The following is an 11667-nucleotide window of genomic DNA, read 5'->3' as shown; positions in this document are numbered from 1 at the left end:
TAAAGAGATGTGAGGAGTCCGGCCCGGACCCGGTCCGGGGACTGCCCGGGAGGGCGCCGGTCTCCTACGATGGGGGTACATGAGCTCCCCCCTGCTCCCCCCGGGCCGCGCCGCCGGTGGTGGGCGGCCGCGCCCCTCGCCCGCGCCGCGGCTGGCCATGGGCGCCGTGACGCTGGCGGCCCTGGTGGCCGCCGCGTGGGCGGCCGTCCTCGCCCTGACCGCGGCCGAACCCTTCTCCTGCGCGCTGACCTCGGGGGACGTGGCCGCGAACCACTGCAACCGGGCCGCCGGGCGGTTCGCCGCCCTGTCCCCCGCGGCCGTGCTCCTGCTGCTGCTCCCGCCCGCCGCCGGTGTCGCCCTCGGCTGGCGGGGCCTGCTGCGGGGCTCCCCCGGAGGCAGGGCGCCCACCGGCGCTGCCGCGGCCGAGGACCGCCGGGCGGGCGGCGCGTGGGGCTGGGTGGCGGCGGGTGGCGCGCTGGTGCTCGTCGGGCCGGTCGGCTGTGCGCTGCTGTGGGCGTCTCTGGCCGCGGCGGGTCCGGAGCTGTGAGGTTCCCGCCGGATGCGGCCCCGCTGCGGCGGGTGCCGGCCTTCCGCCGGTTCCGGCCCGGGTCCGCCGCTTCGGCGCTGCGCGGGCGGCTCACCGTGTTCGCCGCGACCCTCGCGGTCCGGGAGCCGACCCGGTCCACCGTCCTGATCGGCTCGCCGGGGCCGGCGCGGTGGCGTGGTTCGTCGCCCTGCCCGTCGGGATGGCGTCCATCGACATCGTCGGACGGACCCGGGCGGCCCGGCCCGTGATCCCGGCCCGGTGCGCGCCGGCGGCGGGCGCGGCGACGTACCCGGGCCCCGTGGCGGCGATCCTGCCGTCGGCCGGGGTGAACACCCTGCTCACAGCGGTCGGCCGACCGCGCGGCGGGCGGTGCTCCCCGCCCTGGCCGGCGACGGGCTGCCCGCCCTGTCCCCGGCCCTGTCGGGTCCGGCCTTCCGGACGGCACCGCCGAGGGGCCCGGCGCCGGCCGGGCCGCTCACGGCGGCGGGCGGCGTTCCCTCCCCCATTCCGGGTGAAGGGTGCGGAACGGCCGGTTCCGGGGGATCCCACTCACCCCGGAACCGGCCCCCGGCCGGGGGATCCCACCACTCCCGGCCGGACCCCGGTTCAGCGGATGAACGGCTCCAGGTAGCCGTCCAGCCCCACCGAGGCGTAGTGGGCGCGGGCCATCTCGATCTTCGTGAAGACGTCCTCGTACCCGGTCTGGGCACCGTTCTCGTCCACGTAGACCATCGCGCCGGTGATGTTGAAGAAGGTGACCATGCGGTCGCAGTCCTCCGGGACCGCGAGGGTGTGGATCTCGCCGGGCGGCTCGTAGACGAAGTGCCCGGCCTCGGCCACCCAGTCGTGCTCGTGGTAGTGCCAGCGGCCCTCGATGACGTACCCGAACACGGCGCCCGGGTGGCGGTGGCGGGAGACGATGCCGGACGCGGTGACCTTGAGCAGGTTGCACCACTGGCCGGTGACGGTGTTGAGCATCAGCGGGCGGAACCACACGTCGGGCGCCTGGGGCACCCACACGCGCGGGTCCTCCGGGACCGCGGCGACCGCGATCTCGTCGGGGATGCCGACGGACTGGGTGATGACGGGGGTGTTGTCGGGCACGGCTTCGCCTTTCTCGAGGGGGTCAGGCGGCCAGGTAGCCGCCGTCGACGGGCAGGACGACGCCGGTGATGAAACCGGCCTCGGGCCCGCACAGGAACTCCACCGCGCCCGCGACCTCGGCGGGGGTCCCCCAGCGGCCCATGGGGGTGCGGTCCAGGATCCGGGCCTCGGCCGCCGGATCGCTGCGGATGCCGCCGGTCAGGTCCGTGCTGATCCACCCCGGGGCCACCGCGTTGACCCGGACGCCGTCGGCCGCCCAGGCCACCGCCAGGGACCGGGTGAGCTGGGCGACCCCGCCCTTGCTGGCGGTGTAGCCGGGCACCAGGGGGCCGCCGAAGAAGCTCAGCATCGAGGCGACGTTGACGACGCTGCCGCCCGCGGCCGCCAGGGCGGGCCGGGCGGCGGTGCAGGCCCGCATGACCGAGACGAGGTTGACCTCGATGACGCGGGCGAACACGGCCGGGTCGAACTCCTCGCGGCGGCGGATGACGCCGACCGCGTTGACCAGCGCGGTGATCTCGGTGAAGGAATCCAGGTACTGCTCGATCCCTCCGGGCGCGGTGACGTCGAGTTCGGTGATCTCGGCGGCTCCGCGCAGGTCGGCGGGGGCGTCGTCGGCGCGCAGTCCGCAGGCGGCGACACGGTGGCCGCGGGCGGCGAACCGGGCGGCGACGGCCGCTCCGATGCCGCTGGTCCCGCCGACCACGACGACGGCCGGGGTGGTGTCGGCCATGGGCTCCTCTCGGGGGTGGTGGGCGCGCCGGGGCGCGCCGGAGGTCAACGCCCCTCCTCGGGGACGGCGAGCGCGTCGATCCAGTACTCGCGGGCCAGGGCGTCCACCCCGGCGGGCGAGACGCCGCGCAGGTGGACCACGGTGCCGTCGGTTCCGGCGATCCGGCCGTGGTTCTGGAGGCGGAGGATGTGGTACCGCTCGGGCTGGAAGCCCAGGACCACGTCGACGGGGAAGCGGCCTCGCTCGTCGGGATCGTCGCCCAGGCCGGGTTCGGCCTTGCCGACCGCCTGGAAGGAGAGCCAGCCCTGGTACAGCAGGACCGCCAGGACGACCGCGGCGATCCGGCGCAGGGTGGGCGAGGAGGCCGCTCTACTCCACATCGGCCGCGGCCCCCTCGGTCTCCCCCTCGGCCAGGAGGCCGTTGACGTGGGCGACGGTGGCGCGGAACCCCGGGTGGCCCACGGCGGCGTCCCAGGTCCGGGGCCGGGGCAGGTCCACCCGGACGATCTCCCGGACCGTGCTGGGACGCCCCGAGAGGACGACGATCCGGTCGGACAGGAACACGGCCTCGTCGATGTCGTGGGTCACGAAGAACACGGTGGGCCTGCGCTCCTCGAAGATCCGGGTGAGGTCCTCCTGGAGGCGGCGCCGGGTCTGGGCGTCGATGCTGGCGAACGGCTCGTCCATGAGCATCACGGCGGGCTCGGTGGCCAGCACCCGGGCGACCCCGAGCCGCTGGCGCATACCGCCGGACAGCTCGTGCGGGTAGCGGCGCTCGAACCCCTCCAGGCCGACCAGGGCCAGGTACTCGCGGCCGCGCTCCTCGCGCTCACGGCGCGGCATCCCCTTCATCCGCAGGCCGAAGACCACGTTCCCGAGCACGGTCTTCCACGGGAACAGCGCGTGGTTCTGGAAGACGACGCCCCGGTCGGGGCCCGGGCCGGTGACCCGGTTCCCGGCCACGGAGACCGTGCCGGAGGTGGGCCGGACGAACCCGGCCACCGTGTTCAGGACCGTGGTCTTGCCGCAGCCGCTGGGGCCCAGGACGGACACGAACTCGCCCTCGGACACCGAGAAGGAGACGTCGCCGATGGCCACGACCTCGTCCCCGGTGTAGGCGTCGGTGTAGGTCTTCTCCAGGTGGTCGATCACCAGGGCGGTCATCCGTCGTCCTCCATACCGCGAACCAATCCCCACCGTTCCACGGTGGCCCTCTCGAACGGAGCCAGGACGAGGGCGTCGAGCATGTACCAGAGGATCCCCAGCACGACCATGCCGAGGAAGACCTGGCTCACGTCGCCCACCCGCCGGGCGTCGAACATCATGAACCCGATACCGCTGGTCCCGACGATGATCTCGGCGGCCACCAGCGCCCGCCACCCGTAGCCCAGCCCGGTGCGCACCCCGGTGGCGATGGACGGCAGCGCGCCCGGCACGGTCACCTCCCAGAACACCCGCAGGCGCCCGGCGCCGAGCGACCGCGCGGCCAGCACCAGCTCCCGGGGCACCTGCTCGACCCCGGAGACGACGGCGAGCATGATCGGGAACACGACCGTGTAGACGATGACGAACGTGACCGCGGTCAGGCTGAACCCGAACCAGACGATGACGATCGGCAGCCAGGCGATGTCGGCGATCGCCTGGAAGAACAGCAGGACCGGCCACAGCGCCTTGCGCACCCGCAGGGACAGCGCCGTCAGGAACCCCATGGGGATGCCGATGAGCAGGCCGAACCCCGCGCCGTAGGCCAGTCGCTCCAGCGAGTCGGACAGGTACCCGGGCAGCACGCCCTTGCGGACGAGCTCGGCGAACTCGGCGACCACGCGGTCGGGGCCGACGAAGAAGGCGGCCGGGAACACCCCGAGCTCGGCGACCAGCCACCACAGGGCGACCACGGGGACGAAGGGGCCCAGCGTGCGCAGGGCGGGGCTGCGGGTCAGCCGCAGCCACAGCCTGCGGTGCGGCGGGGCGGGGGCGCGGGCGGGCCTGCCGGGCCCGGCCGCCCTCTTGCGTTCGGCGGAGCGCACCGCCATCACCCCTCTCCCGAGGTCATGCCCCAGCGCCGGACCGTGCGCCGTTCCAGGGGTGCCAGCAGCAGGCGGTCCGTGCAGAGCCACAGGACGCCGATGACCACCATCGCGGCGATGATGACGTCGGTCGAGAACGAGGTCTGGGCCAGGAAGAGCGCGTAGCCCAGGCCCGCGTGGGTCGCGATGATCTCCGCGGCGACCAGGCCGCGCCAGCCGTAGCCCAGGCCGATGCGCAGGCCCGCGATGACGCTGGGCATCGCCCCGGGCAGCAGCACCTCCCAGAAGAGCCGCCACGGGCCCGCCCCCAGGGAGCGGGCCGAGCGCAGCAGCGAGGTCGGGATGCGGCGCACGCCCAGCATGGTGTTGTAGGCCAGCGCGAAGAACATGGCGTTCCAGACGATGAAGATCACCGCGCCGTCGCCGTAGCCCAGCCACAGGGTGGCGACGGGGATCCAGGCGATGCCCGCCAGCGCCACCGAGAACCGCAGCAGCGGCGAGAAGAACGCGGACAGGGCCCGGCTGGCGCCCAGGGCGATGCCGAAGGGCAGCGCGGTGGCCACGGCGATCACCGAACCCATGAAGACCCGGTACAGGCTGGCGCCCACGTGCCGGGCCAGCTCCCCGCTGACGGCCATGTCCCACAGGGCCCGGACCACATCGGTGACCTGGGGGAACACCCGTGTGGGGACCCCGGTGGCGGCGACGGCCGCCGCCCACAGGGCCACCAGGACCGCCAGCGGGGCCACGAACCAGGCGAGGTCCGCGGCCCACGACCCGGTGCGGCCGCGGCGTGGGACGGCCGCACCGGGACGGGGTGCCGCCGGGGCGTCGCCGCCCCGGACGGGAAGGTGGCTCATACCGCGCACGAGTTCTGGGCGACCTCGCGGATGAACGTGAAGTCGGGGTCGATCTGTGCGTCGGTGGGCACCTCGGCCAGGTCCGAGAACAGCTCCGGGTTGTTCTCCTCCACGGCCAGGATCGGCCCCGGGGCGAACAGGTTGTTGATGTCGAAGCCGTACTCCAGCACCTCCTGCTCCTCCAGCAGCAGGGCGACGGTGTCCGCCGCCAGGTAGTTGCAGGAGGAGAAGCGGGCGTCGAGCTGCTGGACGTTGTGCTCCATGGCCGCGAGGGCGACCTCGGGCTCGGTGCCGGTCAGCCAGCGGGCCGCGGAGTCGGAGGCCTCCTCGGGGTTCTGGCGGATCCACTGGTCGCTGGCGGCCCGGGCCGTGAGGAAGGCCTCGACCAGCTCCGGGTTCTCCTCCAGGTACTGCGGGGTGGTGACGATGTACCCGATGAAGGGGATGTAGCCGCCGCCCCGGACCACCTCGTAGGAGCCCTCGACCTGGTTCTGGATGGTGATCGGCCAGGGGTCCCAGATGACGGCGGCGTCCGCGCCGCCGGTCTCCAGGGCGACCGGCATGTCCGGCGGGGCGGTGTTGACCAGGTCCACGTCCTCGACGTCGATCCTCAGGTCCTTGAGCAGGCCCAGCAGGTACAGGTGGTTGATGGACCCGAAGGTGGTGGCGATGGTGGCGCCCTTGAGGGTGCTCAGGTCGTCGGGGTCGATCTCGGAGTCCTCGACGGCGACGACGGCGGCGGTCTCGTCGATGCTGCGCTGGACGGCGGAGCCCGTGTAGTTGCCGACCAGGGCCAGCTCGACGCCCTCCTGGGCGGCGGCCAGGGCGGGGACGCCGACCTGGATGATGTCGACCTCCCCGGAGGTGAGGGCGTTGATGGCGTCCACACCGGTGGGGAACGGGTCGGCGAGGGTCACGTCCAGGCCCTGCTCCTCGAAGAGGCCGAGCTCGGTGCCGACGGGCAGGCCGATCTGGTCGATCGCCGAGACGTAGCCGGCTTTGAGGGAGCCGCTGACGGGTTCCGCCGCCCCCTCCACCACGTCGTCGACGGTGGAACCTCCGGAGCAGGCCGTGGACAGCAGGACGAGCGTGCCCGCGAGGGCGAGGGGGGCGAGAAGAGGTCGGGGCATGGGAGATCTTCCGGTTGGCGTGACCGAACACCCCGCGCGGGCGCACGGGGCCGCCGTGTCCGCGCCCGGACGGGGCGGCGCTGGGCCGCCCGGGGCGGGAGGACACGGCGGGGCCGGGACGCGGGGGTCGGAGAGGGGAGGGAACGGGGCGACGCGGGAACGGGGGCACGGGGGTGCCGCCGCGCGAATCCTCCTCGCGCCGTCGCTCACGACCGTACCGACAGTGGCGTGAGACCGTTAAGAGCAATTCCTTTATGGGGTTATCCGCAAACCGAATACTGTGCGGATCGATGTGCGGCAGACCGTTCAGCGGGGTAGGGGGACCTGCCTGCGCGTGCTCGTCTTATTCGGGATCCGAATAGTTCCTTCGGGGATGTCCCTTTCGGAGATCTCCCTGAGAACGATCCGCGCCGCCGGGGTGAGGGGGCGGGTGGAGTCCCAGCACACCGCCACGCCGCGTTCGGGCGCCCCCGCCAGCGTCCGCACCCGGACCCCGGTGGTGTCCGCCGTCCGGGCCGCCAGCCAGTTGGTGACGCCGACGCCGATCCCCCGGGCGACCAGGGACACCAGGGTCTGGGGCTGGTTGGTGGCCTGGACCGGCTCTATGGCCAGCCCGTGGTCCCGGAACACCCGGTAGGTCTCGAACTCGGAGGTCTCCGGGGCGTCCAGGCGGCCGATCGAGACGATGGGGTGCGCGGCCACCTCGTCCAGGGGTACGGGGTCGGGGACCAGGCCCAGGGGGTGGTCCTCGGCGTGCACGAGCACCAGCGGCTCGCGCCACAGCGGGAGGCAGTTGACGGACTCCGAGGCGGGCCGGGGGAGCATGGGCCGCAGGTAGAGGTCGACGTCCCCGGAGATGAGGGCCTCGTCCAGTTCCAGGGTGGCGCGCTCGGACAGGACCACCCTGATGTCGGGCTCGCGGGCGGCCAGGTCGCGCAGCAGGTCCGGGACGAACGCGGCGCTGACGCTGGGGTAGGAGCCCAGGGTGACGATGCCCAGGGCACCGCCGCGCCAGGGTGCCATCGCGGACTCGGCCTCCTCCAGGGCGTGGAGGACGTTGCGGGCCTGCACCGCCAGGGCGGCACCAGCCTCCGTGAGCCGGACCGGGCGCTTCTTGCGGTCGAAGAGGGGTTGCCCGATCTCCCGTTCCAGCGCCGCCACGTGCTGGCTCACCCGGGGCTGGGACCTGCGGGTGGACTCGGCTGCGGCGACGAAGCTCCCGGTGTCGATCACGGCCAGGAAGGATACGAACCATTCCAGACGTATGTCCGTGTCGAGCATGCGGATTCGCTCCCGTATAAAGTTGTCACTGGGGCTGATGTTACGCAGGATACAAAACGCGTATACACCCCAGAACAGGATGTAACCCCTCGACAGCGGGAACCGAGTCCCTTTTCGTCCGGACTATTGGCTTTCCTGATCGGACCATGCGTCCGGGCCGCCCCGCTGACGGGCCCGCACGGCTTCTCCGCATCGCCTCCCCTCCGGCCCCCTCTTCGTCGCGTGTGCGAGCCGCCCGGAGGTCTCCACCTGCACGAAGGCCCCGACGGCCTCGCCGCCCGCGGATGGCGGCCGCGGGGCCGCCCGGCCCGGTCGGGGGCCGTGGAGGGGCGGGCACGGAACCCGCGGGCGCGGAACCCACGGGCGGCGGGAGTCGCGGGCGGCCCGAGGAACCACGCCGTGCCCGCGGTGGCGTCGGCGTACACGGGTGCGGCGGGGGCGGATTCCAGGCCGCCCCCGCCGCGGGGGCGCCGTGCGGTCAGGCGGACGGCGCCCCGGGCCGCACCCGGTGCGGCGGGCCGGTCCCACGGCCGGGCCGCACCGACGCGGCGGTCGGGGTCGCCGCTCCCGGAAGGAGCGGCGGAGGGATCACGGCGGGGGCGGCGCCGCGGTGTGCCCGGCCGCGCCGCCGGCGCATCGCCGGCGCGGGCGCCGCGCGGACCGCGGCAGAGGCGGAGCCGCGGAGGCCGGACGGGGTCGGCGCCGCCGGACGGAGCACGGCGCGGACCCGCGGCAGGGACAGGGCCGCGGTGTACCGGCCGTGACCGCCCATCACCGGCGCGGGCACGGGGCCCGGGTGCGCGCGGTGCGGCGTCGGCCCGGGCCCGGGGCCGTGGCGGGGGCACGGCCACGGTGTTCGGGAACCGCTGCGGCAGGGCCCCGCCCCGGCCGCAGCGGCGATCATGGGGTCTCGGTGCGGGCGGCCGCGCGGACCGCCTCGCGGGCCGCGCCCGCGCCCGCGGCCGCCAGGGCGAGATGGGCCAGGCGGCGGCACTCGTCCAGGGTGTGGAGCGAGAGGGCGTGGCGCACCCCCGGCAGCGCCGGGGCGGACATCGACAGGCTCGTCGCCCCCAGGCCCACCAGGACCAGCGCCAGCAGCGGGTCGGCCGCGGCCTCCCCGCACACCCCCACCGGGACGCCCAGGTGGTCGCCCGCCCCGCCCACGGTGCCGATCAGCGACAACAGGGCGGGCTGCCACGGGTCGAGCAGGTCCGGCAGCGAGCCCAGGGTGCGGTCGACGGCCATCGTGTACTGGGCGAGGTCGTTGGTGCCGATCGACACGAAGTCCACCTCGCGCAGCAGCCGGTCCGCGAGCAGGGCCGCCGCCGGGACCTCGATCATCACCCCCACCCGGGTCACCCCCTGGGCGCGGGCGAGGCCGGCGAACTCCCTCGCCTCGTCGGGGGTGGACACCATCGGCGCCATCACCCGCACGTCCGCCCCGGTCTCCTTGGTCGCCGCCGCGATGGCGGCGAGCTGGTCCACCAGCAGCTCCCGGTGCAGCCGGGCGGTGCGGTAGCCGCGCACCCCCAGGGCCGGGTTGTCCTCCTCGCCCATCGGGACGAACGCCAGCGGCTTGTCCGAGCCCGCGTCGAGGGTGCGCACGGTGAGCGGGCGCCCGGCGAACGCCGAGAACAGCCCGATGTAGGCGGCGGTCTGCTCGTCGCGGGTGGGCGGCTCGGTGCGCTCCAGGAACAGGAACTCGGTGCGCAGCAGCCCCACGCCCTCGCTGTCGTGGGCGGCGGAGGCCTGCGGGTCCCCCTCGCCGATGTTGAGCAGCAGCGGGACGGACACGCCGTCGGCGGTGGCCCCCGGGCCGGTGGCGGACGCCGCCAGGGAGCGCCGCAGCTCGGCGCGGTGGAGCGCCCGCCGCACGGTGTCCTCGTCGGGTTCGGCGACGACGGTGCCCTCGTCGCCGTCGATCGCCACCGGGGTCCCGTCGGTGAGGGTGTCGGCGCCCGCGCAGCCGACCACCGCCGGGATGCTGAGGGCGCGGGACAGGATGACGGTGTGGCTGGTGGGACCGCCGTACCGGGTGACGATGCCCAGGACCCTGGCCGGGTCCAGGTGGACGGTGTCGGCGGGGGCGAGGTCGTCGGCGACCAGCACGTGCGGCACGCCCGGGTCGGGCAGGCCCGGCATGGGCAGGCCCAGCAGCAGGGCCACCGCCCGGTCGCGGATGTCGGCGAGGTCGGCGGCCCGCTCGGCGAGGTAGCCCCCGGCGGCCTTGAGCAGGTCGCGGTAGGTCTCGCAGGCGGAGTGCACCGCCCAGGCCGCCGGGTCGCCCGCGGCGGCCCGCTCGCCGATCCGGCGGGCGAGCTCGGGGTCGCGGGCCATGAGGGCCTGTGCCCCCAGCACCGCGGCGGCCTCCCCGGCGAGGGCGGCGGCCTGCGCGTCGAGCCCGGCCGCCACCTCCTCCAGGGACGCGCGGGCGGCCTCCGCCTCGGCGCCGGGGTCCCCCGCGGCGGGGCGCTCGGCGGGCAGCCGCGGCGGCGGCGCCATGCGCGCCACCGGGCCGACCGCCGCGCCCGGAGCCGCCGGGATGCCGCCGAGGGAGGAGAGGGATCGGGTCTGCGCCATGGTCGCTCCGTGAATCGGTGGATGGGCCGGAGGGGGCCGGGGCTCCCGTTATCAGGGAACCCCAGCGGGGCCGGTCGCGGTAGCCCCCTCCGCGGGCTGTGGACAACTCAGGGCTGGATGGTCACCTTGATGGCGGTGCCGGCCGCCACCGTCTCGATGGCCTTGTGCACGTCGGACAGCGCCATCCGCTCGGTGATGAGGTCGGCGACGGGCACCGCGCCGGAGGCGATGAGCTCCAGGGCGCGCTTGTTGTGCTCGGGGCTGGAGCCGTTGGCGCCGAAGATGGAGATCTCCCGGTAGTGGACGGCGTTGGAGTCCAGGGAGATGATCGGGTTGTCCTTGGGCAGCCCGCCGAAGAAGCTGATCCGGCCGCTGCGGGCGACCATCCTCAGGGCGTCCTCCTGGGCGCGGCCGGAGGCGGCGGCGGTGATGACCACGTCGGCCCCGCGGCCGTCGGTGAGGCGCAGCACCTCCTCCACGGCGTCGGTCTCCTCGCCGCAGATGGCGGCGTCGGGCCGGACGATCTGCGCGGACATGTCCAGGCGCCCCCGGTTGAGGTCCACCAGGAACACCTTCTTCGCGCCCTTGGCCCGGGCGAGGCGGACGTGCAGGCAGCCGATGGGGCCGGCGCCCATGACCACGACGGTGTCGCCCTCGCCGACCCCGGCGATCTCCTGGCCGTTGAGGACGCAGGCGAGCGGTTCGGCGACGGAGGCCTCGGCGAAGTCCAGGCCCTCGGGGATGCGGTTGACCCCGTCGACGGCCAGGACGGCCTCGGGGATGATCATGTACTCGGCGAAGCCGCCGTCGTAGTGGTAGCCCATGGACTGCTGGCGCGAGCAGACGGTGAACCGGCCGTCGCCGCACTCGGGGCAGGTGCCGCAGGGGATCGCGGCGATGACCTGCACCCGGTCGCCCTCGGCCCAGCCGTCCACCCCGTCGCCGACCTGGACGACGCGTCCGGCGATCTCGTGGCCGATGACGCGGGGCGGGTCGATGTGGTGGTGTCCGTGGCGGAAGATCTTGACGTCGGTGCCGCAGGTGGAGCAGTTGGCGACGGCGATCTTGAGCTGCCCGGGCCCGGCGGTGGGCTCGGGAGCCTGCTCCAGGCGGAGGTCACCGGGTGCGTAGAAGCGGGCGACGAGCATGTTCGGCCTTTCATGGTGCTGTCCGGCACGGGGTCTTCCGCGCCGGAGGCGTCCGTCGGGGAGCTTCCGCTCCCCGTCGAGCAAATGGAACTGCGCCGGAGGCGTCCGTTGAGGGTGGTGGTGGGCGACGGGCGGGCTGCGCCGGAGGCGTCCGTTGAGGGTGGTGGTGGGCGACGGGCGGGCCGCGCCGGAGGCGTCCGTCGAGGGTGGTGGCGGTGGGCGACCCCCGGCCGCCGCTCCGGGGAGTGGACGGAGCG

Annotated in this window: 11 protein-coding genes; 1 reads left to right on the top strand and 10 read right to left on the bottom strand. The window is 74.6% G+C overall.

The window, feature by feature from the left end:
- The first annotated feature begins 79 nt into the window (after positions 1 to 79).
- Positions 80 to 547: a hypothetical protein gene (locus tag ACSUPR_RS19125; RefSeq protein ID WP_436886067.1), complete on the top strand. Its 468-nt coding sequence runs from the start codon at positions 80 to 82 to the stop codon at positions 545 to 547.
- Between the two features lie 606 nt (positions 548 to 1153).
- Here the strand turns inward: ACSUPR_RS19125 and ACSUPR_RS19120 are convergent.
- The 10 genes from ACSUPR_RS19120 to ACSUPR_RS19075 form a co-directional block, all read right to left on the bottom strand.
- Positions 1154 to 1651, bottom strand: coding sequence for a 2,4'-dihydroxyacetophenone dioxygenase family protein (locus tag ACSUPR_RS19120; protein WP_436886066.1), 498 nt, complete (start codon positions 1649 to 1651; stop codon positions 1154 to 1156).
- A gap of 22 nt (positions 1652 to 1673) precedes the next feature.
- On the bottom strand, positions 1674 to 2384 hold the full coding sequence (locus ACSUPR_RS19115) for an SDR family NAD(P)-dependent oxidoreductase (RefSeq protein ID WP_436886065.1): 711 nt from the start codon (positions 2382 to 2384) through the stop codon (positions 1674 to 1676).
- 44 nt (positions 2385 to 2428) lie between these two features.
- The gene (locus ACSUPR_RS19110; protein ID WP_436886064.1) at positions 2429 to 2764 is read right to left on the bottom strand and encodes a hypothetical protein; all 336 of its coding nucleotides are present in this window, start codon (positions 2762 to 2764) and stop codon (positions 2429 to 2431) included.
- On the bottom strand, positions 2754 to 3548 hold the full coding sequence (locus ACSUPR_RS19105) for an ABC transporter ATP-binding protein (RefSeq protein WP_436886063.1): 795 nt from the start codon (positions 3546 to 3548) through the stop codon (positions 2754 to 2756). Before ACSUPR_RS19105 ends, ACSUPR_RS19110 begins: the two co-directional genes overlap by 11 nt.
- Positions 3545 to 4417: an ABC transporter permease gene (locus ACSUPR_RS19100; protein WP_436886062.1), complete on the bottom strand. Its 873-nt coding sequence runs from the start codon at positions 4415 to 4417 to the stop codon at positions 3545 to 3547. The genes ACSUPR_RS19105 and ACSUPR_RS19100 overlap by 4 nt, the downstream gene beginning before the upstream one ends.
- Positions 4417 to 5271, bottom strand: coding sequence for an ABC transporter permease (locus ACSUPR_RS19095; protein WP_436886061.1), 855 nt, complete (start codon positions 5269 to 5271; stop codon positions 4417 to 4419). Before ACSUPR_RS19095 ends, ACSUPR_RS19100 begins: the two co-directional genes overlap by 1 nt.
- The gene (locus tag ACSUPR_RS19090) at positions 5268 to 6401 is read right to left on the bottom strand and encodes an ABC transporter substrate-binding protein (RefSeq protein ID WP_436886060.1); all 1134 of its coding nucleotides are present in this window, start codon (positions 6399 to 6401) and stop codon (positions 5268 to 5270) included. The genes ACSUPR_RS19095 and ACSUPR_RS19090 overlap by 4 nt, the downstream gene beginning before the upstream one ends.
- A gap of 306 nt (positions 6402 to 6707) precedes the next feature.
- Positions 6708 to 7682, bottom strand: coding sequence for a LysR family transcriptional regulator (locus tag ACSUPR_RS19085; RefSeq protein WP_436886059.1), 975 nt, complete (start codon positions 7680 to 7682; stop codon positions 6708 to 6710).
- 900 nt (positions 7683 to 8582) lie between these two features.
- Positions 8583 to 10262, bottom strand: coding sequence for a phosphoenolpyruvate--protein phosphotransferase (gene ptsP / locus ACSUPR_RS19080; RefSeq protein WP_436886058.1), 1680 nt, complete (start codon positions 10260 to 10262; stop codon positions 8583 to 8585).
- A 107-nt stretch (positions 10263 to 10369) separates the two neighbouring features.
- Complete coding sequence (locus tag ACSUPR_RS19075) at positions 10370 to 11410, bottom strand: zinc-dependent dehydrogenase (RefSeq protein WP_436886057.1); 1041 nt, start codon at positions 11408 to 11410, stop codon at positions 10370 to 10372.
- Between the last annotated feature and the right edge of the window lie 257 nt (positions 11411 to 11667).

This window comes from Nocardiopsis dassonvillei, from assembly GCF_964273065.1.
Classification (GTDB): Bacteria; Actinomycetota; Actinomycetes; order Streptosporangiales; family Streptosporangiaceae; genus Nocardiopsis; species Nocardiopsis dassonvillei_B.
The sequence above is the reverse complement of the archived record's forward strand: the minus strand, read 5'-3'. Positions and strand labels throughout refer to the sequence as shown.